Origin of the sequence: Nonlabens agnitus (assembly GCF_002994045.1) — a bacterium.
Taxonomy (GTDB): Bacteria; Bacteroidota; Bacteroidia; order Flavobacteriales; family Flavobacteriaceae; genus Nonlabens; species Nonlabens agnitus.
Genome location: NZ_MQUC01000003.1, coordinates 3,010,194 through 3,036,478 on the forward strand (window position 1 = coordinate 3,010,194; position 26,285 = coordinate 3,036,478).

At 42.1% G+C, this 26,285-nt stretch carries 26 protein-coding genes and 1 tRNA gene; 10 read left to right on the forward strand and 17 right to left on the reverse strand.

The genetic code is table 11. From position 1 onward, the window contains the following. The first annotated feature begins 21 nt into the window (after positions 1-21). The gene (locus BST86_RS13780) at positions 22-1,164 is read left to right on the forward strand and encodes a tetratricopeptide repeat protein (RefSeq protein ID WP_105983747.1); all 1,143 of its coding nucleotides are present in this window, start codon (positions 22-24) and stop codon (positions 1,162-1,164) included. Next, on the forward strand, positions 1,161-1,670 hold the full coding sequence (locus BST86_RS13785) for a hypothetical protein (RefSeq protein WP_146126770.1): 510 nt from the start codon (positions 1,161-1,163) through the stop codon (positions 1,668-1,670). Before BST86_RS13780 ends, BST86_RS13785 begins: the two co-directional genes overlap by 4 nt. Here the strand turns inward: BST86_RS13785 and BST86_RS13790 are convergent. Together BST86_RS13790 and BST86_RS13795 are read right to left on the reverse strand one after the other, a co-directional pair. Further along, complete coding sequence (locus BST86_RS13790; RefSeq protein WP_105983749.1) at positions 1,654-2,784, reverse strand: glycosyltransferase; 1,131 nt, start codon at positions 2,782-2,784, stop codon at positions 1,654-1,656. The genes BST86_RS13785 and BST86_RS13790 overlap by 17 nt on opposite strands. Then, positions 2,781-3,656, reverse strand: a complete 876-nt coding sequence (locus tag BST86_RS13795; RefSeq protein WP_146126771.1) for a hypothetical protein — start codon at positions 3,654-3,656, stop codon at positions 2,781-2,783. Before BST86_RS13795 ends, BST86_RS13790 begins: the two co-directional genes overlap by 4 nt. Positions 3,657-3,683: 27 nt before the next feature. On the opposite strand from BST86_RS13795, the gene ruvC reads away from it, so the two are divergent. The 5 genes from ruvC to BST86_RS13820 all read left to right on the forward strand — a co-directional run bounded on the left by ruvC (position 3,684) and on the right by BST86_RS13820 (position 7,457). Then, positions 3,684-4,238, forward strand: a complete 555-nt coding sequence (ruvC, locus tag BST86_RS13800; protein ID WP_055411828.1) for a crossover junction endodeoxyribonuclease RuvC — start codon at positions 3,684-3,686, stop codon at positions 4,236-4,238. 131 nt (positions 4,239-4,369) lie between these two features. Next, a complete protein-coding gene (locus BST86_RS13805; RefSeq protein WP_105983751.1) occupies positions 4,370-4,969 on the forward strand; it encodes a TIGR04282 family arsenosugar biosynthesis glycosyltransferase in 600 nt (199 codons plus the stop codon). 4 nt (positions 4,970-4,973) lie between these two features. Beyond that, the gene (locus tag BST86_RS13810; protein ID WP_105983752.1) at positions 4,974-5,792 is read left to right on the forward strand and encodes a purine-nucleoside phosphorylase; all 819 of its coding nucleotides are present in this window, start codon (positions 4,974-4,976) and stop codon (positions 5,790-5,792) included. 54 nt (positions 5,793-5,846) lie between these two features. Then, positions 5,847-6,677, forward strand: a complete 831-nt coding sequence (locus BST86_RS13815) for a DUF547 domain-containing protein (RefSeq protein ID WP_242446545.1) — start codon at positions 5,847-5,849, stop codon at positions 6,675-6,677. 42 nt (positions 6,678-6,719) lie between these two features. Then, the gene (locus BST86_RS13820; protein WP_105983753.1) at positions 6,720-7,457 is read left to right on the forward strand and encodes a TIGR04283 family arsenosugar biosynthesis glycosyltransferase; all 738 of its coding nucleotides are present in this window, start codon (positions 6,720-6,722) and stop codon (positions 7,455-7,457) included. A 5-nt stretch (positions 7,458-7,462) separates the two neighbouring features. Here the strand turns inward: BST86_RS13820 and BST86_RS13825 are convergent, their stop codons facing one another. The 4 genes from BST86_RS13825 to BST86_RS13840 all read right to left on the reverse strand — a co-directional run bounded on the left by BST86_RS13825 (position 7,463) and on the right by BST86_RS13840 (position 11,667). Beyond that, on the reverse strand, positions 7,463-8,122 hold the full coding sequence (locus BST86_RS13825; RefSeq protein WP_105983754.1) for an HD domain-containing protein: 660 nt from the start codon (positions 8,120-8,122) through the stop codon (positions 7,463-7,465). Between the two features lie 4 nt (positions 8,123-8,126). Next, positions 8,127-9,776, reverse strand: coding sequence for a M1 family metallopeptidase (locus BST86_RS13830; protein ID WP_105983755.1), 1,650 nt, complete (start codon positions 9,774-9,776; stop codon positions 8,127-8,129). Between the two features lie 87 nt (positions 9,777-9,863). Continuing rightward, positions 9,864-10,889: a glycoside hydrolase family 113 gene (locus BST86_RS13835; RefSeq protein WP_105984057.1), complete on the reverse strand. Its 1,026-nt coding sequence runs from the start codon at positions 10,887-10,889 to the stop codon at positions 9,864-9,866. A 61-nt stretch (positions 10,890-10,950) separates the two neighbouring features. Beyond that, positions 10,951-11,667, reverse strand: a complete 717-nt coding sequence (locus tag BST86_RS13840) for a DUF547 domain-containing protein (RefSeq protein ID WP_105983756.1) — start codon at positions 11,665-11,667, stop codon at positions 10,951-10,953. 183 nt (positions 11,668-11,850) lie between these two features. On the opposite strand from BST86_RS13840, the gene BST86_RS13845 reads away from it, so the two are divergent. Continuing rightward, positions 11,851-13,152, forward strand: coding sequence for an NAD(P)/FAD-dependent oxidoreductase (locus tag BST86_RS13845; protein ID WP_105983757.1), 1,302 nt, complete (start codon positions 11,851-11,853; stop codon positions 13,150-13,152). Positions 13,153-13,234: 82 nt separating this feature from the next. Then, positions 13,235-15,148 (forward strand): 4Fe-4S binding protein, encoded by a 1,914-nt coding sequence (locus BST86_RS13850; protein WP_105983758.1) that lies wholly within the window; start codon positions 13,235-13,237, stop codon positions 15,146-15,148. Between the two features lie 254 nt (positions 15,149-15,402). Here the strand turns inward: BST86_RS13850 and BST86_RS13855 are convergent, their stop codons facing one another. From BST86_RS13855 to BST86_RS13905, 11 genes are all read right to left on the reverse strand, one after another. Continuing rightward, complete coding sequence (locus tag BST86_RS13855; protein ID WP_105983759.1) at positions 15,403-16,380, reverse strand: YpdA family putative bacillithiol disulfide reductase; 978 nt, start codon at positions 16,378-16,380, stop codon at positions 15,403-15,405. A gap of 82 nt (positions 16,381-16,462) precedes the next feature. Continuing rightward, positions 16,463-16,897: a DUF4174 domain-containing protein gene (locus BST86_RS13860; RefSeq protein WP_105983760.1), complete on the reverse strand. Its 435-nt coding sequence runs from the start codon at positions 16,895-16,897 to the stop codon at positions 16,463-16,465. Positions 16,898-17,011: 114 nt separating this feature from the next. Next, positions 17,012-17,851 (reverse strand): 16S rRNA (adenine(1518)-N(6)/adenine(1519)-N(6))-dimethyltransferase RsmA, encoded by an 840-nt coding sequence (gene rsmA / locus BST86_RS13865; protein ID WP_105983761.1) that lies wholly within the window; start codon positions 17,849-17,851, stop codon positions 17,012-17,014. 20 nt (positions 17,852-17,871) lie between these two features. After that, positions 17,872-18,201, reverse strand: a complete 330-nt coding sequence (locus BST86_RS13870; RefSeq protein ID WP_105983762.1) for a DUF4286 family protein — start codon at positions 18,199-18,201, stop codon at positions 17,872-17,874. A 4-nt stretch (positions 18,202-18,205) separates the two neighbouring features. Beyond that, on the reverse strand, positions 18,206-19,996 hold the full coding sequence (locus BST86_RS13875; protein WP_105983763.1) for a tetratricopeptide repeat protein: 1,791 nt from the start codon (positions 19,994-19,996) through the stop codon (positions 18,206-18,208). Between the two features lie 6 nt (positions 19,997-20,002). Then, on the reverse strand, positions 20,003-21,274 hold the full coding sequence (gene serS / locus BST86_RS13880) for a serine--tRNA ligase (protein ID WP_105983764.1): 1,272 nt from the start codon (positions 21,272-21,274) through the stop codon (positions 20,003-20,005). Between the two features lie 68 nt (positions 21,275-21,342). Beyond that, complete coding sequence (locus BST86_RS13885; RefSeq protein ID WP_105983765.1) at positions 21,343-22,683, reverse strand: HTTM domain-containing protein; 1,341 nt, start codon at positions 22,681-22,683, stop codon at positions 21,343-21,345. Continuing rightward, positions 22,667-23,623, reverse strand: coding sequence for a bifunctional riboflavin kinase/FAD synthetase (locus tag BST86_RS13890; protein ID WP_242446546.1), 957 nt, complete (start codon positions 23,621-23,623; stop codon positions 22,667-22,669). Before BST86_RS13890 ends, BST86_RS13885 begins: the two co-directional genes overlap by 17 nt. Before the next feature lie 102 nt (positions 23,624-23,725). Next, positions 23,726-24,361, reverse strand: a complete 636-nt coding sequence (gene pth / locus BST86_RS13895) for an aminoacyl-tRNA hydrolase (protein ID WP_105983767.1) — start codon at positions 24,359-24,361, stop codon at positions 23,726-23,728. Positions 24,362-24,427: 66 nt separating this feature from the next. Next, positions 24,428-25,075, reverse strand: a complete 648-nt coding sequence (locus BST86_RS13900) for a 50S ribosomal protein L25/general stress protein Ctc (RefSeq protein ID WP_105983768.1) — start codon at positions 25,073-25,075, stop codon at positions 24,428-24,430. Positions 25,076-25,103: 28 nt separating this feature from the next. Beyond that, positions 25,104-26,045, reverse strand: a complete 942-nt coding sequence (locus BST86_RS13905; RefSeq protein WP_105983769.1) for a ribose-phosphate pyrophosphokinase — start codon at positions 26,043-26,045, stop codon at positions 25,104-25,106. A 129-nt stretch (positions 26,046-26,174) separates the two neighbouring features. Here BST86_RS13905 and BST86_RS13910 point away from each other — a divergent pair. Continuing rightward, positions 26,175-26,256: transfer RNA gene (locus BST86_RS13910), tRNA-Leu, on the forward strand. Positions 26,257-26,285 lie beyond the last annotated feature (29 nt).

The window sequence follows — 26,285 nt, forward strand, 5'->3', positions numbered from 1 at the left end:
AGTATGCCTAAATTAATATCTATGAAAACCTACCTCACTCTAATTGTACTTTATTTAGGAAACTTCTTGAATACGACCGCTCAAGAGTATGAAGCAGATAGCTTGATGGCAATAGGAAATTACCGTGAGGCATTAAATTCCTATCGTGAACTTGACACCACTGCTGACAATACGTTTAAGACGGCTCGAGCATACGTCGTATTAGGCGACACAGATCAAGCCATCAACTCTTACAAGCAAGGCCTAGAAATGGAACCAGAAGCGATACGACCACGGTTTGAATTGGGGCGCTTATATTTAGGGACCAGCAATGTTTTTGAAAGCCTTTGGTTATTCAAACAGTTAAACGAAGAGTTTCCAGAAAACTCAACCTATCTATTTTATAAGGGACAAGCTCATGAACAATTAAAATCAGATGATCTGGCCATGGACGTTTATGAGAATGTCCTCAAAATGGATCCTGATTATCGCAGGGCAAGATTGGAACTGGTTCCATTGTTAATTAAAAACAGGGAAACAGGACCAGCGATCAAATACTGTATTGAGGTTTTAAATGAAAACCCTGATGATATCAAATTCAATAGTCTTATTGCTCAGGCCTATTATCACGCCAAGATCTACTCAAAAGCCATTGAACACCTAGAGCGGCTTTTGGAATTGGGAAATGATACAGAGTTCAATCGCCGTACGCTGGCGATCAGTTACATCCAGGATGCTCAATGGCAAAAAGGCATTGAGAACATTCAGATCTTTCTGGAGAAGTATAACGATAAGGATGCAGACCTATATTTTCTAAAATCAAAAGCGCACCTGAGACTTCAGGAATATGATGAGGCTCAAGATGCCATTGAATATGCCATCATGTATAAAAGGCCATCTATTGCACAGGAATATCTTCAAATGGCATCTATTATGGCGGCAAGAGAGGATTTTAAAGGTACTTTTGAAACGATGCAATTAGCTGTCAAAGAAAATCCAGAAGATGATGTCGCCGCTTACCAATTAGTTGTTGCGGCAGACCGTTATTTTAAGGATAAAAAGTCCATTCTGAAGTACTATGAGCGTTTTCTTGACAAATTTGGAACGTCCAGTGATTATGCAGAGATCGCTGAATCCCGAGCTAATGACCTCAAGAAGGAAATTTTCATGAACATAGAAAAGTGAGGCTAGTTTCAAAACATATCGCTTTTACTCTCTCATTTGCGTTTGTATTGCTACTATCCGTCACAGCTTGTAAATCAGAGTTGGACAAGGATCGAGAAGCAGCTCAAATTGCCTCTAAGCGATTTCAAGAGCTGGATACAACTACCGTGGACGTCTATCCACAATTTAAGGATTGCGATGAGTTGCTCTCCTCATCAGACTGTTTTTATAAGAACCTTCACCAATTGATCAAGTCCCGATTATCCAGTGATACCTTATCTATGGAGATCAAGGCAAAAGACAGTCTGGTTGCACAATTTACCGTGAATAAGATTGGACGTATTTCCTACGACAGTATTTCCAGATGTGCCAACCATCTGGATAAAAAGTACCTGGATTCTATCATGCAGCAAAAATTTCAGGATCTGCCTACTATCGATAGTGCATTAAAGCAAGGCACACCAGTGTCATCGTCCTATCTGGTTCCTATTGTGGTGCAACCCGTTGGGACTACTCTTGATCAATAGATCTGCCATGCCATTCAATAGTGCCTAGACTGCGCGCCGCAACAGCGATGACAACAAACGGATACACAAAAAACTGAATTAAAAAATACCGCGCCCATAAAAATGGTGTCACTTGGTTGCCTACCAGTAGCACTACCGCATCTGTAAAAAACTTGATGAGGATGACCATGACGCCTAATTTGAAGTCCATCAAATCCAGTAAGAGTAATACGGGAACGCCCAGAAACAGCAGGTTCATCAAGAATACATGAGCGCTTACCAGTTTGTTGAGTAGGCTTTTAGTGTGCTTTCCCTTACGTGACCATCGAGCGCGTTGTTCAATGAGAGCATTAAAAGAACTTTTGGCAGGTGTGGTTACGATAGCTTCTTCGCTTTTGAGGTAATGGCACTGTAAGACATCTTCGGCGGCTAATTTTTCCAAAAGAAATACATCATCACCACTTGAAAATTGGTCGTTCCCGAGATAACCATCAACTAGATTGAAAGCGTTTTTGGAAAAGGAAAGATTGGCGCCATTGCACATAAAAGGTTGGCGCATGGCAAATGATCCAGCCGTGATGGCTTGTAGTGCCATCATTTCCAGCTGTTGTATGGCTGCAATAAAGCCTTTTCCAGATAATTGTATTGGCGCGGCAACCAGCATCGCATCGGCAAATTGTTGGTAGTGATTATTAAAGCTTAATAGCCAGGTTTTAGGCAGGAGACAGTCGGCATCTGTGGTTATGATGTGATCATAGCTGGATTGTGAAACCGCAGCCGTGATCCCGTCTTTTTTGGCACTGGCGCTGCGTTTGGGTCGTTCCAGTAAATGAATCTGTATGGACGGATTTCCAGCAGCAAAATCCTGAACCAGACTTTTGCTTCCATCGGTAGATTCATCGTTGACAAACCACCATTCGCAGGCATCTTTAGGGTAATCCATTTGCCGGATGGACTCCAGTAATTGGGGCAGCGCACGTACCTCATTTCGATACACGACAATGATGGAAAAGCGATGATGGTGTTGAGTTCGCTTTCGCGAAAGCGAACTAGGCATATACCTCAATGCTGGCATGGCGAGCCCTAATAGGATCAAACAGTACCCAAAACTGATGAGAAGTACCACAAAACTCATGAGATCGCAGCTTTTTGAAATTGAGGAAATGGCAACATTAGGCTGCCAATAATAACTGGCAATACCGTATTAAATAACCAGACCACCGCAACTATGGCGGTCATGGACTCCATGGGAATTGCCAAAGAATCTGCAAAAAAGCTAGCCACGCTCCATTTGAGTGCCAGATCAAAAAGTTGCATGCTGGGAACGATGGATACGGTAAGGTACATCGCTGTAATACAGCTTATTACCGTAGGTGTTGGCGACGTACTGGAATAGCTTAACAAAAGCAACCAACAGCTTGAAAATAAGACATATCGCAATGCTGATAATCCCAAAATTGGAGCAATGCCAGCCGATAGGGAAAGCCGTTGATGCAATCGTGGCGACAAGTGCATAAGTATGAGAAGAATAAAAATGCCTATAAAAAATATCCACCAAGGCAAATCTGCTAAATACCACCAACCGATTGCTCCAAAGATGACGGTAACTGTCATCTGGCAAAAGTTGCCGTAGGCTACGGCCTTCAAGATATTCTTGCGCTGGTGTTGTTGGAAATAGGAAGCCTTGAGGGCAAATTCTCCGGCCCGCAAAGGCGTTAGAAAACTGGCAGCTTGACTGGTAAGGTTTTGGTAAAGGCTTTGGGTAAAAGTGAGGCGTTGGCTGGACGTTGCTAGCAGCTGCCATTTAATCGTTTCCATCATCCAACTGGAAATCGAAAACACCGGTAATAGCATCCAGAAATACAATGGCAGTGAATTCAAATAGCCCAAGATATTCTGCTCTTGAAAATCGATTTGTTGCAGGTACCAAACAATGTATCCTACCGTGAATAACGCCACTGCTATCTTGCAGGCCTGCCATAGGAATTGCTTAGATTTGTGGGACACGGCTATCACGGCTGGAAATTACAACAATTGGCAAGAGAACGTATCATTTTGGGTATCGATCCGGGAACGGCGATCATGGGATTTGGAGTCATTAAGATCACTGGAAAAACCATGTCTTTTATCCAGATGAACGAATTGGACCTGCGTAAGGTGACCGATCCTTATGTCAAACTGCGAAAAATATTTGAGCGTACCCTAGAATTAATCGATACGCACCATCCAGACGAGATCGCACTAGAAGCACCTTTTTTTGGTAAAAATGTGCAATCCATGCTCAAATTGGGACGAGCTCAAGGTGTCGCCATGGCTGCTGGGCTTTCTAGAGACATTCCAGTTACTGAATATGCACCACGACGCATCAAGCAATCCATTACGGGTAAGGGAACAGCGAGCAAGGAACAGGTGGCACTAATGCTCAAGAGCACTCTAAATCTCAAAGAACTTCCTAAAAACCTTGACATGACCGACGGACTCGCCGCAGCCGTTTGTCACTTTTATTCCAGCGGTAGGGTTGAAGTAGGCAAGAGCTACACAGGTTGGGCTGCGTTTGTAAAACAAAACGAAAAAAGAGTTAAAAAGTAGTACAGCGATTTTTCAATCTTTAGCTTTATCAAAATTGTCCATCTCTGTTTTATGAAGCAATCATAACAGTGATTTAACCCCAATAGATGGCAATTTGTTTTACTTAGAAGCATTTAACGTATAGCTGCAACATGACCAACTGCCTTATCATATTTACCCGTAACCCAGAATTAGGAAAAGGAAAGCGACGACTTGCTGCCACAGTAGGCGATGAAAAGGCTCTCGAGATCTATAAATTCTTGCTGGAGCATACACGATCGATTACAAAGAATATTTACGGCGTGAAGCAAGTCTGGTATTCAGAAGAGGTGCATGAAGACGATGATTGGGATAACTTGGCTTATGAAAAGTATCAGCAAAAAGGTGAAGACTTAGGCGCACGTATGAAGTATGCATTTGAAAAGGCGCTGGAACGACATGAAAGCGTCATAATCATAGGATCAGATATGTACGACTTGAGCGCCTTAGAAATCGATGATGCCTTTAAAAAGCTTAATGAAAAGGACGCCATCATAGGTCCTGCAACAGATGGTGGATATTATTTGCTGGGATTCAAGAACAAAATACCACAAGGGATTTTTGAGAATAAAGATTGGGGAACATCTACCGTACTGGAAGAAACACTTAAAGACTTAAAAAACCTGGATTATGTCATGCTGGAAGAGCGCAATGATGTCGATACAGAAGATGATATCAAGGACCATCCAGATTTTCAAATACTATTAAATTAAGATTATGCTTAGCAGAAAATTATTGAACAACTCCATAGAATACCTTAAACAACAAGGCTTTGAAAATCCTGACGTAGGTATCGTGCTGGGAACTGGTCTAGGACAATTGGTAAATCAAATCGAGGATCAGAAGGTGGCTCACTATAACAATATTCCATCGTTCCCGCTGGCGACCGTTGAATTTCACACCGGTAAACTGATCTATGGCGATCTAGGTGGCAAAAAAGTAGTGGTGATGCAAGGTCGCTTCCATCTTTATGAAGGCTATGATTTTATGGACATTACTTATCCCATACGAGTGATGCATGGTCTTGGTATCAAGAACTTATTAATTTCCAATGCTGCAGGTGCGGTCAACCTGGATATGAAAAAAGGAGATTTGATGCAGCTCGATGACCATATCAACTTACAAGGCGGCAGCCCGCTGGCATTGAAAAATATTGCAGAGTTCGGCGATCGTTTTACGGACATGAGCGCACCATATGATCAAGATATGAACGAGACTCTAAAAAGCCTGGCACAAAAACACGATATTACCTTACACAAAGGTGTATATGCCAGTGTGGTAGGACCACAGCTAGAGACCAGAGCAGAGTATCGCATGCTCAAGATCCTAGGAGCAGATGCCGTAGGAATGAGCACCGTTCCAGAGGTGATCGTTGCAAACCACCTAAAGCTTCCTGTGTGTGCGGTAAGCGTCCTGACAGACGAGTGCGATCCGGAGAATCTACAACCCATCAGTGTTCCAGAGATCATTGAAATCGCGGGCAAGGCAGAGCCTAAACTGGTGCAGTTGTTCAAGGGTCTTATCGAGTCGCTGTAGTGTTATTCTGTTGTTAAGCCCAGCAGGGTTGACATGTTTTCCTACTACTTTTAGATGAAGATTGAAAGTGGAACTTATTTCGCTTTCGCGAAAGCGAACTACACTATGAAAAAGATTGCATACCTAATAGCCGTATTGTTGATAGCAGCATCCTGCGTGAGTTCTGGTGGATTACACTACGACTCTCTACAAAATGGTGAACAAATGGAAACCTCTAGAGCAAAGCTGGATCACTCCAATTATGATGAGTTATTGAAGAAATATGTCAATGAGGCTGGCTTTGTAGACTATCAAGGCCTAGCGACAGAACAGGCAAAACTAAAATCGTATTTGACTTACTTGAGCGTAAACCCACCAAAATCTGACTGGGAAACAGGAGAGCAATTTGCCTATTACATCAACCTGTACAACGCATCGACACTAGATTTGATCATTGACAACGACATGCCTGGCAGTATCAAGGATATTGATGGACCGCTGGGTCAAGTATGGCTTAAGGATTTTATCACCGTCAATGGAAAGCAATACGCATTGGCCGATATTGAAAAAAGTGTTCTTCAAAAAATGGGCGATCCCAGAATTCACTTTGCGATCAATTGTGCAAGCTATTCTTGCCCTAAACTGTTGAGAACGGCTTATACCGGTAAAAATGTGGATGAACTTATGGATCGCGCAGCTACAGAGTTTGTGAATTCTGATAAAAACGATTTGAGCGACCCCAACAATCCTAAATTGAGCAGTATTTTCAAATTCTACACTAGCGACTTTACATCTAATGGGATGACGCTTGTTGAATATGTCAATCAGTTTGCCAGTAATAGATTGAATGCTGGTGCAAAGGTGACTTACAAGGATTATGATTGGTCTCTTAATAAACAGTCATAAAATCAAAAACTATATTGAAAAGCTCATCGTATATTTAAACATATGATGAGCATTATTATTCCCGTGCTTAATGAAGAGCATGGGATTTTTAATTTATTGGAACTTTTGAAGGATCGTGCTAGTGATCCTCAAAAGCTTGAGTTTATAGTCGTTGACGGTGGCAGTATTGATAATACCGTTAGCGAGGTGCAGCGTTTTTCATCTTCATTTCAAGATCTAACGGTGAAGTGTGTGGATTCTGCCAAAGGTCGCGGCGTGCAATTGCACAATGGCTCACTCGCCGCAAGTCACGATATTTTCTATTTCTTGCACGCAGACTCTCATCCACCTAAGGATTTTGATTCCTATATTTTAAAAGCCATCGCTGCAGGCCATCCTGCAGGCTGTTTCCGTATGCGGTTCAGGAGCTGGCATTGGTGGTTGATTATCATAGGTTGGTTCTCTAGATTTAGCTGGAAAGCTAGTCGTGGCGGTGACCAGAGTCAATACATTACTCGCGAACTTTATCATCAAATAGGCGGTTATGACACTACTGTGCCTATTTATGAGGATTACCTATTAATCAACAAGCTTTACGAGATCGACACCTATCACGTGATCCAGAAATGGCTCACGACCAGCGCGAGACGTTACGAAGAAGTAGGTGTTTTAAAGTTACAGTGGTTTTACCTCACCATCTACTGGAAAAAACGTAGCGGTTCCAGCATTGATGAGATTTATGAATATTATCTCAAATGGTGTGGTGTTTCTAAAGATGCTGTAGAGCAAGTATCTGATTAGATCGACTAGACCATACCATTCCATTCTTGATAAAACTGATCCAGAAAATGCTCCATGAAGGCGTGTCTTTCCTGAGCTAAATCCTTTCCTGTTTGCGTGTTCATTCGATCCTTGAGAAGCAATAATTTCTCGTAAAAGTGATTGATGGTAGGTGCGTTGCTTTTCTTATAAGTTGCTACATCCATATGTAGGTCTGGCTTAATGGCTGGATTGTACAGCGGTCGGTTTTTGAAGCCTCCATAATTAAAGGTACGGGCAATCCCTATCGCTCCTAGAGCATCCAATCGATCGGCATCTTGAACAATATCTAGTTCTAAGCTTTTGAATTTTTGGGACTGATTTCCACCTTTGAAAGAGATGTTTTCAATGATCTTGACCACGTGATTGATTACTTCCACTTCTACGTTTTGCTTCATTAAAAATTCACTGGCAACGCGAGGCCCAACCGTTTCATCACCGTTATGGAACTTAGAATCTGCAATGTCGTGCAGCAAGGCTCCTAATTCGACCACCAAAAGATCAGCACCAGATTCATTCCTCGCGATGAGCTGCGCATTTTTCCATACACGCTCGATATGAAACCAGTCGTGACCGCCTTCGGCATCAGCGAGTTGTTGTTTGACAAAGTTGATGGTGGTTGTAATGATGGGTTGATCAGTATTCATTATTCTAACTTTTCATCACTTCAAATTCCACGTAGTAATCTTCATCTACAGCAATGTCTGCTTCTTTGCCGTCAAGATCTAGATTTTGGAATTCAGTTGTTGGGATGATGCGTTGATTTTTACCGTTGACTTCTATTTCAATGGGCATTTCAAAACCTTCCACTACATTGTTCCATCTATAGGAAATTCCGGATTCATCGGGTCGTACTTCCAGCACCGGTATTTTCACCGTGCGCAAATACTGATCAAAGACTTTACTTAGATCCATGCCGCTTTGGTCAGATATATAGCTCTCTATTTGTTCTGTAGTCACCGTTTGGTGGTAGAATTCTTTGTTCAAGCCGCGCAAGATCTGTCGCCATTTTTCATCGTCATTTACCAGTTGGCGTATGGTGTGCAGCATATTGGCACCTTTATAATACATATCTCCAGATCCTTCACTGTTGACGTTATAAGTTCCTATAATAGGTGTTCTGTTGCCTATGCTGCGACGTGTGCCTATGACATAGGCTGCGCTGGCTTCTTTGCCATAGTAATAGTCCAGGAATAAATTTTCCGAATATGCGGTAAAGCTCTCGTGGATCCACATATCTGCAATGTCCTTGTTTGTAATATTGTTTGCAAACCATTCATGTCCAGCTTCATGAACGATGATAAAGTCAAACTTCATTCCCCAACCGGTACCTGATAGGTCGCGACCCAGATAACCATTCGCATATTGATTACCGTAGGTGACCGAACTCTGATGCTCCATTCCTAAGTAAGGAACCTCAACCAACTTAAAACTATCTTCATAAAAAGGATACGGCCCAAACCAGTGTTCAAATGCTTCCATCATTCTAGGCGCATCTGTAAATTGTTTTTTGGCTTTTTCGAGATTGTACGACAGTACGTAATAATTCATATCTAGATCACCTTTCTCGCCTTTGTAGGTTTCAGAAAAGTTGACATAATCGCCTATATTGATGTTGACTCCATAATTATTGATGGGATTTTCTACTTTCCACGTGTAGGTGGTAGTGTCATCTTCCAGCGCTTCAACCGATTCTAATCGACCGTTTGAGACATTCATCAAACCACTGGGTACATTGACGCTTATAGTCATTCCATTAGCCTCTTGGTACATATGATCTTTATTAGGCCACCATACACTGGCGCCCAATCCCTGACAGCTAGAAGCAATAAAGTGATTTCCATTTTTATCCTTTTCCCAAGAGATACCACCATCCCAAGGCGCATTTTTTGCCTCTCGCGGGTGACCTTCATAAAATACCTGAATGCTATCATTAGCTCCTGTGACTTGCTCTTTCTCTAGGTTGATGAAATGAGCATTACCATCGTGGCGCACCTCTAGTTCCTGACCATCCTGCAATACTTTTGTAATGCGCATAGGTTCTTGAAGATCAATTTGCATTGTTTGATAAGGTTCTAGGACCTGGTAACTTATCGTATTGGATCCAGAGATAAACTTGCCGTCTGGCGCTACTTTGATATCTAAATGATAATAGGTTAGTTCCCACCAAGCACGTTCTGGAGTGATGGAGCCACGCAAGGTGTCCTGATGTGTAAATTGGGACTTATTGGTCAGTACCTGAGCTTCTGCAATAGTAATACAGCTCATGATCAATAGTAAAAGGGCAAATTGTTTCTTCATTTTTTGGATACTAAAAGCTTATTCTGGATGGATATGGAAATGTCTATCATTTATTGATTAACCTGAGGCTCTCCTTTGAGAACAGGTTTATTCTTTAGGTTTCATGGCGCCGTAGGCATCGCTAACGGTCTGCTGGGCCAGTTTGTCCTGTGGCGTAAATCTTTTCTCAAAGCCACGCCTGCCATATTCTGAATGGTGTTTCCATAAAAAGCCGCCAGCAAACCAGTCTTGTTTCCAGACTAGATCGTATTGAGCCTGCAACAAATGCTTTTGCGCTTCCTCATTAGATTCTCTGGTTTCATCTGCGGTTAGCCATGGTTCCTTACCGGCATAATCTGCACTGACATATCCATATTCTGCGAACAGGATTTTTTTATCATGCTTTCGCGAAAGCGAACTCAACTCAACCATCCATTTCTTCCAGCCTTCCATGGCAGATGAAACATCTGGAGTTTTTTGGTCGCTTACCGGGAAATAAGCATCGACGCCTATGTAATCCATTTGATCCCAAAAAGGAACGTTTTTATAGCTGTCCCAATTGCCGGCATAAGTCAATTTGCCTTTATAAATGGCTCGTATTTTCTGGATCAATCGGTTCCAAAACTCGGGTCTCGCAGCTACAAAAGACTCCAGCTCAGTCCCGATGCAGAACATGGCTACGTTTGTGTTTTGGGCGACTTGAGCATAGTCCAGAATGAATTTCTCATAGGTCACCTCAAGAGTATCCCATCTGGAATCGTCTGGCATGTCTATCGTGCCGGTATAGATACCGCGGCCTATCCATATTTGAGGTTTGAGCATGACTTTCAAACCTTTGGATTGAAATGTTTCTATGGTGGCTGTGGTGCCATCGACACGCTCGCCCCACCATTGCCGTTCACTGTTATGAATCACGGCAGGATTCTCAAGATCCCGCATGAATCCGTAAGGATGCACCGCGACATAATTGGCGTTGTAATTGAGTAAAGGTTTTACGATCTCGTCAGTAATGGCATTTCTAGTGGCCACAAAAGAGACACCTCTAATTAATTCTGGCGCAGCAGGTGGTTCAGTTTGAGCATTGCAGGCACTAAGTAAAATGCCTAAAAAGCAAAGCGATAGAAATTTATTCATAGGTAACATCGTCATTTTAATAGGCTTGCTACTAATGGCTTTAAAATTACTCCATAAACCGCTACTTACCGTTCAAAGCCCAGTCATAATTCATGAATTGAACGGTAAATCCATCAGGTATCATGTCTTCACGGTAGCGATTCAGGTATTCTATCAAGGTCTGGTTTTTAGTGAAATCTGAATTGTACCAGTCGAAAATCTTGGAGGCATAGACCTTTTTTTCATGCATGTCTAGCTTTACCAGGTTGGGATTGTTTATAGCGGCTTTGGTCGTTTTTTTGAGCATGAATTCTACATTTTCTGCTGTGTAGGGTTTCATGGATAATGGCGGGCAACTTACCGCGCCACAAACCAGCGCAAAATGTAGGCGCTCGTCTGGGAATTTTTTGAACAGTATTTCTTTCTCCAATTGATTCAAGGAAACCTTCTGACTTCCTAATCCATAGACCTTTTCGTCAAAAAAGTTGGCCTTATCCATGACCGATTTGATGGGATAGTGATTTACCACACCTTTGATAACAAATAAATTATAGGCGTTAATTAGCAGTGCTTTACTTTCATTGTTGGTCAATTGATCCAACTCGATCTTTTCCAATGATTTTAAGGCCAGATCCAGATTCTGCGGATTCTTTTTGATGGCCGCATAGTTCACATTGCCATTGGCTACTTGGTTATTGAGCAACTCTTTTGTGGCTGTGGAGAAGGTGGATAATTGCGCTTTCGCGAAAGCGAAACTCCCCAAAATCATCAAGACTATCATTCTAATTTTTAAACTCATAAATTGATTGTTACACGCTCTTGCGCCTTAGTAATTTACAACAATCAAGCCATTTACTACGACGCTAAAATTCAGGAAAAATGAACCCGAATCACGGAAGTATGTAACATGACTTACGGCTAGTTTCATCGTGATTTATTGTAGCTTTAATGCTACATTGTTGAATCAAAACCAAAGTAAGGTATGGAGCACGTTGTTATCATAGGAAATGGGATCGCAGGAATCACGCTGGCTAGACACGTGCGTAAGTTTTCTGACAAACGCATCACGGTCATATCTGCCGAGACGGATTACTTCTTCTCACGCACGGCCTTGATGTACGTATACATGGGACACATGAAGTTTGAGCACACGCAACCGTATGAGAACTGGTTCTGGGAAAAGAATAGAATCGAACTCAAGCGTGATTATGTAAAACACGTTCATACCGATACTAAAATATTGTCGCTGGAATCTGGCGAGCAGTTTTCTTATGATAAACTGGTCATTGCAACGGGTAGCGTTCCTAATAAATTTGGCTGGAAAGGTGAAGATCTGCATGGCGTTCAAGGTCTTGTTACTCGCAATGATCTGGAACTACTGGAAGTAAATGCGCCCAATAACGATGTATGTAAAAGAGCCGTCATCATAGGTGGTGGACTGATAGGCGTGGAGCTTGCAGAAATGCTTCATACCAGGAAAATTCCAGTGACTTTCCTAGTTAGGGAAAAGGCTTTCTGGAGTGGTGTTCTACCTATGCCAGATGCTACCATGATCTCTGATCACATTTTGTCACACCATATTGATCTGCGCCATGAAGAAGAACTGGATGAGATCATAGGCGATGAAAATGGTCGCGTGAAAGCTATCAAAACCAAAACAGGAAAAACGATAAATTGTAATTTGGTGGGTCTTTGTGCTGGCGTGAAGCCACAAATAGGTTTTCTAGCCTCCAGCGGCATTGACACAGATAGAGGTGTCTTGGTGGATCGCCTACTACAAACCAATGTTCCCGATGTGTACGCGATAGGCGATTGTGCCCAGCAACGCGAGCCGGTAGGTGAGCGCAAACCGGTAGAAGCGGTATGGTACACCGGTCGCATGATGGGAGAAACCCTGGCTCAAACCATATGCGGCAATCCTACACCATGGAATCCCGGACACTGGTTCAATAGTGCCAAGTTTATGGATATTGAATATCAAACCTACGGCTGGGTATGGAGCAAACCAAAGGAAGGTCACGAGCACTACCACTGGCAGGACGAAAAAAATGAACGCGCCATCACCATAGAATATGATGTAGCTTCAAGAGTATTTATCGGGATCAACACCTTTGGCATTAGAATGAAGCACGAGGTTTTTGACCAGTGGCTTACAGAGAAACAGTCTGTAGATCACGTGGTAAAGCATCTATCTAAATCCTGCTTCAATCCAGAGTTCTATCAAAAACCATTTGAAAGCATCAAAAAGGATTTTGCAACATCACAAAAAACGGTAGAAGCCTAGATCACAATAACGGTGAAGCTGTCATTGCCTTTTAGCATTAAACCATTGCTGCTTTACCAATCACATTTTATAAATATCATTTATGTCTATATTTCAACGTAATATGTCGCTTACCGGCGAGCCGCCTAAATCGCTCACCGCTGGTCAAAAGATCTTCACAGCCTTAGGGTTGTTTGGCTTGGCCATTTTGATTCTAGCCAATTTCAACCTGAGTTTTCCCAATAAAACGCTGTGGCTGTCCATTGCTCTAGGTAGCATATTTGCTGGAGTCGTTGGGTTTGCCTGGTCTGCGTATGCTGGCAAAAGCGCAGGAATCAAGAATGATGGTGTCTGGTTCAAATCGATTTCCAGTCGTGGTTTCTGGGCGTGGTGTGCCATACTCGCATTTAGCGGATTTTATGTCATACTCTATTTTTATCCGCAGTATTTGGGACTGGTTCAAGATGGAGATAACACTGGAGTGATTGCCTTGTTTGATCCTTTGTCCTATTTCCTAAATGGTGGACCAGCGAGCCAGTGGTTTGTCTACGGTACGTTATACACGATTGCCATTCTTTCCTTTGGGATCAAGTTTATCTGGAAATACCGCCACAATAGATATGAAATGATACGCACCGGTAGTGTGATGTTTTTCCAGACAGCCTTTGCGTTTATCATCCCTGAAATCATGACAGGTTTGAACAAGCCGTATTATGATTTTAAAAATATCTGGCCATTGAACTACGATCTGTTTAATGGATATAAAATAGATGAGTTTTTACGTGCTGGGAATTTTGGGGTTGCGATGCTGATTTTTGGTGTGGCATCTATTTTTGTGATCACACCTATTCTTACCTACAAATACGGGAAACGCTGGTATTGTAGCTGGGTTTGTGGCTGCGGTGGTCTGGCAGAAACTGCTGGAGATTCCTTTAGACAACTATCCAATAAAAAGAAATACGCTTGGAACGTCGAGCGATGGGTCATTCACAGCGTGGTCGTATTTGCTGTGGTCATGACGACCGCAGTAGTGTACTCGTATTTAAAAGGAAATGAATCGGCGAGCAGTATAGGTAGCTGGAATGACTTTAGCAACAAAGTGGTTTTTATAGGCGCTCAAGATCAAAAACCAGTTCATGAAGTGGTCCTTGCTGCACAAGAAGCTGGTGCATCACGTGTGGTTTATCTAGATCGCACCGAAAGTGACACGCCTATAGAATTACAGTCTACAGAAGGTATCAACATCCCATTTGATGTGGTCAAGGAAGAAAATAATTCTCAAGGCCTTACCCAGATCATGGACCAACAACAGGCTACGTTATTACCCATGGATCGCAGTAAAGATGATATTTTCATCGAGAAGGGTACAGAAAGTGTCATTTATGATAACGTCTGGCTAAGCAAGGAATTCTTTGTTTGGGGCGTTGTTGGATTGTTGACTCTGGTTTTTGGTCTAGTGTTTTTATTCCGTCGGGAACAGCTTGCCAAAGATGCTAAAATAGGTGCCGTTGCCTACTTTGTGATTGTCATTGGACTATTGCTTTTTACTTATATGGATGGCTCTGGGAAACTCTTTATGTTTGAATCCTGGAAGCTTAATCAGTTCTACGGGTTTTTGATAGGCGCTGTGTTTTCTGGAGTGATAGGTACTGGCTTTTATCCCATTTTTGGGAACCGCGTTTGGTGTCGTTTTGGCTGTCCCATGGCGGCAATCCTAGGCTTTCAACAGCGTATGTTCTCAAGATTTAGAATCACTACCAATGGCGGTCAATGCATTTCTTGTGGTAACTGCTCGACGTATTGTGAGATGGGAATCGACGTACGTGCCTATGCCCAGAAAGGTGAGAACATCGTGCGCTCCAGCTGCGTAGGCTGTGGTATTTGTAGTGCCGTGTGTCCACGTGGTGTCTTGAAATTAGAAAACGGTCCCATGGAAGGTCGCATCAATAGCGAGGCTGTTTTGTTGGGTCAGGATCCAGATTTGATGGCCTTGTTGAGCGATCACAAATCTGCTTAAAGAACCGTTGATTTTATTTTGCAGAAAACTGTTTAGAGAGTTCGCTTTCGCGAAAGCGAATACATCATCCATCATTTTCTAGACATCAGATTTTCTAAGTTCCTTAACTGCCTTGCCTTTATTTTGTTTCTTAATTAGAAGTAAAATCATGAAAAAGACAGTCATAACAACAGGAGCAGCCAGTGGTTATGCCGCGAAGTAATCTTGAGATTGACTTGATAGAATATTGAAAAGTGAAGCTGTGGTCTAAAGGTTTAGACCGCAGCTTTTTCTTTGGTCTTGATATCTTCTATGATCATGGAAGCATGCACACGGCTATTTTCTATAAACCATTTATGCGTTTCTTTACCGCCACAAATAACACCTGCTAGATAAACATTCTCAACATTGGTTTCCATGGTGTTCTCATCATACTTAGGTATCATCTTGTCACCTTGCAGGTCGATTCTCATCATGGTTAGAAAGGCAAAATTAGGCTTGTAGCCAGTTAACGCCACCACAAAATCATTCTCCAGATCAATCGATTCTCCATTATGGGAAATGGTGATTTCATCTTCTTTTATTTCGGTAATTTCTGAATTGAAGTAAGCTTTGATGCTACCTTCCTTAATGCGGTTTTCAATGTCTGGCTTGACCCAGTATTTCACTCGCTCTCCTATGGATTCACCACGTATCACCATCGTAACATCACCACCTTTACGGTAAATTTCAAGAGCAGCATCTACGGCACTATTACTGGCTCCAACGACAGCTACTTTCTGGAAGGCATACAAATGCGGATCATCATAATAATGCGTGACCTTTTTGAGGTCCTCGCCAGGTAATTTGAGTTTGTTGGGTATGTCGTAAAAACCGGTTGCAATGATGATGTTTTGAGCGTACCATTTCCCTTTGTCGGTGATGACTTCAAATAAATCGTTGTTGTTCACTTTAAGGGCTTTCTCAAAAAGGGAAATGTTCAGCTTATTGGAGGTAGCAATGCGGCGGTAATATTCTAAAGCCTCTTGTTTGCTGGGTTTGGCTTCTTTAGAAATAAATGGAATTTCATCAATTTCCAGTTTCTCACTGGTAGAGAAGAAATGCATATTTGTAGGGTAGTGATATAAGGAGTTGACAATAGGACCTTTCTCAACAACTACATAATTTAGGCCTGCTTTTTTAGCCTCTAGCGCGCAAGCAATACCTATAGGTCCAGCTCCAATAATTAATACATCATAAATCTTTGCATCCATAATGGTAAAGATAATGGCTGATTCACAGCTAAGTCAAAAAGAAAGGTAAAAACAATCGCTAAACCTATAGTAATCTCAAAAGCTATTCTTGTCGGCGCATTTCTGCCTGTCTCATAGACATACCGTCAATGATTTCAAATAATTCTTTTGAACTGATGGGTTCATCGCGTTCCTCTTTGACGGTACCGTCTAGACCAATGAGTACGACTTTAAATCGATCATCCTTTTGCATGAATTCTGTAAAGAGATCTGTAGTGGCATTCCATTTTTCAGATTTTGCTCCAGTAAAATCGTTCAATCTCACCTCGCTGGGCAATACTTGATACATTAGTAACTTTCGCTCTTCACAACCTACGCTGGCTTCCTTAAGATCAGAAATCTGCTTGCGGTACTCTGTTGCATCTGAACCATTATTGAATACTAGAATCAATCGGTTTTTCCATTGATGCGTTTTAAGATCTTGAGAGTTCATAGTGGCTGTGATTAGGATGAGTTTGTAGAAAAGAAATTTGCTCATACCTTAAATGTAACCTATGAACTTGAGATCAACACGCTGCTTAACGCAGATTTAATGCTCCATCAATGAGGCTGCTGCTGAGACGGTCGATCAATGTTATGATACACCGATCCTTTAGGACAAGGCCTCAATTTCTGTAGTCAAATCCACAAATTCCTGAACTGATATTTGCTCTGGCCTCAAATCAAATATCTCACGTTCCCTCATATCATCTGGTAAGTCCATAGATTTCAAGGAATTTCTTAGGGTCTTGCGTCGCTGGTTAAATGCCAGTTTTACAACTTGTCTAAGCTTGTCATAAGAGCAGGAGAGCTGGTCGTGATTGGGCTTTCGCTTGAGCGATAACACACCGCTATGTACTCGTGGCGGCGGATCAAAAACTTCTGGACCTACCGTAAAAAGATATTCAGCATCATAATAAGCTTGCGTCAAAACCGATAGGATTCCATAGGTTTTTGAGCCGTGCTGCGCGCAAATGCGCTGCGCCACTTCTTTTTGAAACATCCCACCAAATTCAGGAATCTGATCCCGATTTTCAACTGTTTTGAAAACGATTTGAGTACTAATATTATATGGGAAATTACCTATGATCGCAAACGGTTGGTCACCATAAATCTCCGTCAAATCCTTTTGCAAAAAGTCTGTTTCAATAACTTCAAAAGTTTGAGGCGTCACAATTTTTGCATGCTCAATAGGAAAGGAATGTTTGAGATACACCACAGATTCGCTGTCCAGTTCCAGCGCGGTAACCTTAATGCCTTTTCTTATAACGTGTTTTGTAAGGACACCTGTTCCAGGACCTATTTCCAGCACTTGATCGTAGCCTTCATAAGAAAGCGAGTCTGCAATCTGTATGGCGACGTTTTCATCCTTGAGAAAGTGTTGTCCCAGATGCTTTTTGGCGGTAACGCCTTTATCCTGTGTGGTGTATTTTTTAAATTGCTTTTTAGCCAAATCTTGGTTTTCTAACCTAATTAATTCATGTTTCCAGTCACTCGATATTCATCGATCATATCCAGTTCTGTCCTAAAAGAGAGCACTCTGTCCCCAAATTTCTTGATGGCTTCCTGGCGCAATGCCGGTGCGTGCTTCTCATAGTATAGTTCCAATGCCTCACGGCTGGAAGCTTTATATTGAATGGAAAAAGTACTGCTGCCATCTTGCTCTTCTACCATGACCCTAGTCAATCGCGCGTCCATAAACAAGCCAGTGCCCAACACCTGTGCGATGTGCTCACGCGTCCATTCCAGCCATTCTTTTTCCAGTGATTGTGCCATGTTACTGGTCACGTTGTAAATTACCATGTACTTATATTTCGCTAGTTTCAAAATCACCTCTTAACCTGCGGTAGCGACGTCTGGCATCAATAAAAAAGATACTGTCTGCATGGTTGTAGATGATTTTCTCATAAATCTTTTGAGCCTCTTCTTGTTGCTGCAATTCTTCTTCCAGCAGCATTCCCAAGCGGTAGAGAGCATCGTCTGCCAGGATTCCATCGCCGAAGTTGTCTATAATCGACCTATAATTTTCTTGTGCTTTTTGCCATTTCCCATCCAGTTCAAACAACTTTGCCTGTTGTAAAAGCGCCTCGTCTTCTATGTCGTCTCCTTTGTGCTCTTGCAATAAGGCCTCGTAGAGAGATAAGGCCTCCTGATTTTTGTTTTGATATTGTTTTAGTTCCGCTTTCGCGAAAGCTTTCAACGCAACAAACGTCGTGTCATATAAAGAGTGATCACTTATGGTCAGGCTTAATTGCATGGCGTCGTTTGCGATCAACTTACTGGTCGCACCACGCAAGACTTTGAGTTGCGTCAGGCTCCACTTAAAATCACCCTGAAAATAACTGGTACGCGCCACCTTGAACTGGGATTCTTGGGCGATTTCAGAATCTGGTAGGTCATTTTGTATCTGGCTGTACAAAATGAGGGCACGATTGAATTGCTCCTGCAACACGAGAATATCTGCCAGTAGCATTTTTACTTCTGCCTTTTGAAAGCTGGCTAGTTTTTGTTGCTCCAGCGCTGTCAACAGATCAATTCCCTGCTGGTAATCACCAGATTTGAACGCCATAAAGTTGGCATAATCCAGCTGTAGTAAAAAGGATTCTTCTGCTTTACCATACTGTTCCAGCATGGATTCATACTTTGTTTTTATTACTGTGTAGTCTGTAACTTGGGTGTTTGCCGTTTCAATTTTGAGTTGTAGCACTTGAGCGAGATATCTAATACGCTCCACCTGGCTGGTCTCGATAATGTATTGCAGAATATTTTGTGCCGCTAGATCGTCATTCTCTTCATTTGCTGTGGCAGCCAGATCCAGTAAGCCAAAAATATTTTCCTTAGTCCGATTATAAATCGCCTTTTCCTGGATAAAGGCCGCGTTAAAATCCTTTTGCTGCACAAACAGCCAACTCAAGATCTGATTGTACAATAGTTTGGGTTCTTTACGCAGGCGCAGTAACAAAGCTTTACGTAGTGCCTGGTTACTTTCTGTAGCAGCATCGTCAGTAACATACTGTGAGAACACTGCCTGAATGCGCGGCACGATCTGCTCATTATTTTCCATGAGGTCGATGTATTTTTCAAACATCAACTCCAGCTCACCTTGCTCACCATACAGCCTTGCGGTCTGGAAGTTGTAGTCCATACTGGGATCTACTTTCATGGTGCGCTCATAACTTTCTATGGCTTCTTTAAGAAGACTGCGTCTTTCAAATGACTGTGCAATGTTGTATCCATATTTAGGAATGGAATCAATTTGCTGTATTGCGATTTGATAATAATTGCTAGCAAGACTGTCTTTGCCTTGCAGACTGGCGTTGTAACCTTTTTCTATAGGGAACAAGAGCTTGTTGTAGGCCGTTTTTTCACCTGTGTCCAATAAACTATCTGCACGTTGATAATTTTCCAACTGTTGCTGGAAACCTACCATGCGAAATAGGATATTAAAATTCCGATTGTTGGTAGCATACGCCTTTGCATATATGGCATAGGCTTTTTCATATTCTCCTTGATCTGCATAGTTGTCTGCCAGTTGCAAGTTTTGGGCATGACCCAAATTGGTAAAGGACATTATGAGAAAAAGAAAGATATACTTCATATAGTTCTAATCTATGCGATCAAACCCGCAATAGGGTATGAGTACTTTAGGTATGTTGATGTGGTCTTCTTCTTGGAAATTTTCTAGAATGGAAGCCAAAATGCGTGGTAACGCCAGTGCGCTACCGTTCAACGTATGAGCCAATTCTGTGCCATTATCACCGTTTCTGTATCTCAATTTCAAACGATTGGCCTGGAAGGTCTTAAAATTTGATACGCTACTTACTTCCAACCATTTTTCCTGTGCGGTGCTGTAGACCTCAAAATCGTAAGTAAGTGTAGAGGTGAAACCTAGATCGCCACCGCAAAGACGTAAAATTCTATAAGGTAACTCCAGTTCTTCCAAAATTCCCTTGACATGAACGACCATCGCGTCAAGCGCGCTATCGCTTTGATCTGGATGCTCAATTCTGAGGATTTCAACCTTGTCAAATTGATGCAGTCTGTTAAGTCCGCGTACATGTGCTCCATAACTACCAGCCTCACGACGGAAACATGGTGTGTAACCTGTCATCGCAATAGGCAGATCTTTTTGTTCCAATAAATCACCACGATATAGATTTGTAATAGGAACTTCTGCTGTAGGTATCAAATAAAGATCGTCTATACCTACATGATACATTTGACCTTCCTTGTCTGGCAGCTGTCCAGTTCCATAACCACTTTCTTCATTGACTAGGTGAGGCACCTGCATTTCTTCATAACCAGCTGCGGTGTTTTTATCCAGAAAATAGTTGATCAAGGCACGCTGTAATCTGGCACCTTTTCTTTTATAAACTGGGAAACCAGCACCTGTGATTTTATTACCCAATTCAAAATCAATGATATCGTATTTCTTTGCAAGTTCCCAGTGCGGCTGCGCGTTCCCTACCAGGGTTGGAATCGTGCCATGTTGAGAAACAACCTCGTTATCTTCATCGCTGTTTCCAGCAGGAACGCTTTCTTGTGGTATGTTGGGAATTAAATAAAGAACAGACTGCAATCCTTCAACGGCGTTGTTGAGCTGCTCGCTCAGGTCCTTTGATTTTTCCTTTAGTTCTCCGGTTTGTGCTTTGAGATTGTTGGCTTCTTCTGCCTTTCCAGATTTGAATAGATTTCCTATTTCCTTAGATAACAGATTGCTTTTTGCCAGCGTCTCGTCCAGTTGAGTTTGCAAGGAACGACGTTTTTCATCCATCGCGATCGCTTTTTCAAGAAGCGGTGCGGCGTCGATATTTCTCTTTTTTAATGCTTTTACAAAGTCATCTTTATGCTCACGAATGGCTGCAATCTGTAACATGGGAATCGTTAAATAGTAAGTGTCAAAATTACTATTTCTATCAAGAAAAATAGCAGGTAATCACTGCTTTACTTACTTGGTGGCTTTGGGCGATCATATCCAGGAGACGGTAGGATCCATTCATGGTGTTTGAACTGGTCCCATTCTGTAGCGGCGATATCGACAGTAGGATCTGTAAATTGTGAGGGACGCCTACCATTAATGCCTACTTGAGCGTCAATGTAAACCGCAATATCCTCGCCTTTTGCTTTGTATTCCTGTTTTAGTTTTTGTGCAAATTGCCACATAAAATCGGGCTTGCTTTGTACAGATCTTTCCTGTTTACTTGACAAGTAATTGCTAAGGTTCACAATGCTGCGATCGCCTGTATCCTTATTTTGAACGATGAACGTTGCGCGACCGGTACGGCTGCGCAGCATCATGCGCCAGCTTAATCGGTGGCCTTCTTCAGTCCAGAAAACGTCATCTTTTATAGTCCAGTGACGTAGAGGTAACAATAGCATCACGACAAGAAAAATACTTCCAGCAGCAAGAATGACATTGCGATATTTTGGAACGATGATCTCGCCCTTATCATAAAATGGTTTTTTCCATAAGAACCACTGGTGCACCTTTTGTACTGAAAAGAAAAAAAATAGGAACGATAGTGCCATATAGGGAAAGATTCCAATCTTGAACACCACGCTGTTGAACAAGTGAAAGAAAATCGATGCCGCAACGGCGATCCATCTGGTTCTTTTCCACAAAAGAAAGGGTACGATCAATAAATCAAACGTCAACCCGAAATATTTTATCGCCTCATGCGCCCATTCATATTGAAGGATATCCCAGTTCTTACCACGCGTACTCATCAAATATCTAGGGAAGCTGCCGTCCAACCAGTCTGGATAAAACTTGGCTACCGTAGCATATGCATACACGATCCATATCAAGCCTATGATAAAGACATAGATACCACGCGACATGTGTTCTCTTTTTATGCTTGGATCTATTGTGCTGTCCACAGATACCGACCTATGCGCTGGCAAGAAAATCATAATATAATTGAGCAGCATCAATAGGTAGCAGTGGTTATTATAGCTGGATTTTTGCAACAAATACACATAAGTCCAAGTAATGGCATAGTAGGTAATGGCGATGCGGTATTTATAACCTACCATTACCATAAGACCAGCAACGCCCATGACACTGTAAAAAACATACATCCAATTGCCGGGCAGCGGTTCCAAAAACTCAAAACCTATGAACGTAAATGTAAATTCAGGCTCTATAAACTGGCGTCTTACCATTCCGGTTGCAATGGATCCAAAAGCCTCACAAGCCAAGAGCAACCCAAAAATGATTCTAAAAGCGACCAGAGCAGAATTATCTACCTGTTTAAACAGCCACGAATTAAGAGTTGCTCGCATAGGTTCTCGTGTTCAATTCATCTTGAGCCATGATCTTTTTTAAGTCTTCCAGTGACTCAAACTTCTCTTCATCCCTCAATCGCGTGTGAAAGAAAAGTTCCATGTCTTGACCGTATAGGTCTTTATTAAAGTCCAGGTAGTAGGTTTCTATGGTAATGCTACCATCAGATGTGGTGACCGTTGGATTTTTACCAATGTTTGTCATACCATAGACAGTCTCACCATCGATGATACTACTCGTGATATAAACGCCCAGTTTAGGTATCAACTTATACTTTTCAGCAACCTTGAGGTTTGCGGTTGGATATCCTATGGTACGGCCTATTTGTTTTCCTTTGACGACGGTGCCATGAATGCTAAAATTCCTGCTCAGGTACTGGTTAGCCGTTTGCACGTCGCCATCGTTGATGGCGCTGCGTATTTTAGTGCTACTCACCGCAACTTCATCAATTTCTTCCTTGGTGATTTCAATCAGTTCAAAACCATATTCAATCGCATCTTTGCGCAGGTCTGTGATGTTTGCACTTCTATTGCGGCCATAATGGTGGTCATAACCTATCACGACTACACCGGCATTAAGTTGATCCACCAGGATATCCTTGACGTACTCCTTGGCAGATGTTCTGGAGAATTCTTTGGAAAACGGGTGTATGATCATGTGCTCCACACCAGTTTGGGCCACTAGATCAACACGCTCATCAATAGTGTTTATGAGTTTTAGGTCATATTCTGGCTGCAGTACCATTCTGGGATGTGGAAAAAAAGTGAGTAGGATGGTCGTGAGATCTTCTGCGCGGGCGCGATCCACCATCTTTTTTAGGATTTGCTGGTGACCGTAATGTACACCGTCAAATGTGCCAATGGTGACCACTGCTTTTTTTTGAGCCTGGTATTGATCAATGTTTTTATAGGTGTTCAATTCACTTAAAGTTTGAGTCACTACTTGCAAAATAACGCAAAGTGTGAGGTTTAAAGTTAGCTAAAAGGCGGTTTGTTTTAGTTCGCTTTCGCGAAAGCGAATTAACCTCAAACACCACTGCATTTATTTACCGTTGTACTGGTTCATGGCATTTGCGAGACCACCATGTACAAAGGCCAGCGCTGCGGCAGCTGCTGTTTCTATGCGCTCCTGAAGGGATTTGCGCTCCTCATCATCCCATTCTCCTAGTACGTAATCCACCTGTCTGCCTTTTGAAAAGGCATCTGAAATCCCAAATCTCAATCGTGGATAGTTAGGCGTGTTGAGTTGGACCTGTGTGTCTTTAAGTCCATTATGGCCGCCATCACTACCTTTTCCCTTCATGCGTATGGTGCCAAATTCTAGATTTAGGTCGTCTGTAATGACGAGAATTTGCTCTTTTGGAATATTCTCTTGCTTCATATAATACTTTATGGCCTTGCCAGAAAGGTTCATAAAGGTATTGGGCTTGAGAAGCAGTATGGATTTTCCCTTATGTGTGGTGCTGGCCACATCGCCCAGTTTTAAGGTCTCAAAAGTAACTTCTTTTTCTTGTGCCAGATGGTCCAGAACCTTAAAGCCTATGTTGTGGCGCGTTTCTGCATACTTAGCTCCTGGATTTCCCAGACCTACCAGTAGGAATTTTTTCATGCGATCGTCTTGTAGCGGTTCATCGTTGGAATTTGAATTTCCAAACCATTTGTTCCATAAGGTTTTCATGAGTCAAAAATAAAAAAGCCGTTCCAGCAATTGCGGGAACGGCTTGTATAATATTCAGGAATTGAACTATTCGTCAGTTCCTTCCTTAACAGCAGCCTCGTCATTAACTTCAGTTGCTGGTACCTCATCTGCTGGTACGTCTTCATCATCGTCTGTATCTGCGACGGCAGTTCTAGAGTTTTTCACCATCAATACAACGATATTGTCGGCATGCATGATTTCATACTCATCTACTCTTAGGTCACGCACATATTTTTTGTGGCCTATCTTCATATTGGAGATGTCCATCGTGATAAAGTCAGGAAGGTTTCCTGGAAGTGCCTTAACACGTAATTTACGTAGGTTTCTTCTCAGTACACCACCATTCAATACACCACGAGCAGTTCCTGTGCTGCGCACTGGTACTTCCATGGTTACTGGCTTGTCATCAAAGATTTGGTAGAAATCTGCATGTAGCAAAAGTTCTCTTACTGGGTGCCATTGCATGTCTTGTGCGATAGCGTTGAATTTACCGTCCTTACCTAGGTCAATAACCACAAGGTGTGCATCTGGTGTGTAGATTAAGTCTTTGAACGCTTTTTCTTCTGCTGAAAAATGTATGGGCTCGTCTCCTCCGTAGATTACACAAGGTACCAATCCAGCATTACGTAGGGCTTTAGTTGCCTTTTTGCCCACGCTTTCTCTTTTAGATCCGTTGATCGTGATTGATTTCATTTTGGGTTATTTAATTATTAATCTGAAATTACATTATAAAATTATCGCTGATGGACTCGTTGTTCTGGACGCTCTTCATAACGCCAGAGAACAAGCCTGCACAGGATAGTACTCTAATTTTTTCGCTTTGTTGTCTCAATGGAATAGAGTCTGTAACGATAAGCTCTTCAAGTTTTGATTGCTCAATGCGCTCATAGGCTTTACCAGAAAGTATCGCGTGAGTACAAATAGCTCTAACGCTCTTTGCACCACGTTCCATCATTACATCTGCTGCCTTAGTAAGTGTGCCGGCCGTATCGACCATGTCATCTACTAACACCACATTTTTACCAGTCACATCACCAATCAATTCCATATGGGAAATGACATTTGCCTTTTGACGCTGTTTATAACATACCACTACATCGCTTTCTAATGTTTTAGAATATGCATAAGCTCTTTTAGAACCACCCATATCAGGTGAGGCGATGGTAAGATTATCAAGATTTAAGCTTTTCAAATAAGGTATGAATAGAGAAGAAGCAAATAAATGATCTACCGGTTTTTCAAAGAATCCCTGAATTTGATCTGCGTGAAGATCCATGGTAATGATGCGTGTCGCACCAGCTGCTTCCAGTACTTTCGCAATCATTTTTGCACCTATTGGGACGCGTGGTTTATCCTTGCGGTCCTGACGTGCCCAACCAAAATAAGGAATGACTGCCGTAATGTGTCTTGCACTGGCTCTTTTTGCACCATCAATCATCAACAGTAACTCCATCAAGTTGTCGCTACTAGGATGTGTGGAGCCTATTAAAAAGATGCGTCTACCTCTTATGGATTCTTCAAAAGAAGGTTGGAATTCACCATCACTAAAGGTGGTGAAGTTTACTTGACCTAGTGGAGCACCATACTCTTGAGCGATGGATTTTGCTAGATCCATGCTTTGTCTACAACCAAAAAGTTTTGCTTCAGAGATAGAATATGGCATTGTCAAAGGTTTAGGGTCTTGATTTTAAGGCTGCAAATGTAAAACTATTTTCTGTGAGGAAAGATAAAAAGCTATATAAATCGCATTGCGCATTGATATTATTTGTTACTTTTGCCAACCCAATTTTATGCCTCAGTGGTGGAATTGGTAGACACGTTGGATTCAAAATCCAATGCTGCAAGGCGTGCCGGTTCGATTCCGGCCTGAGGTACTTAGCTTGAAAGCCCTTTTAAATAGGGC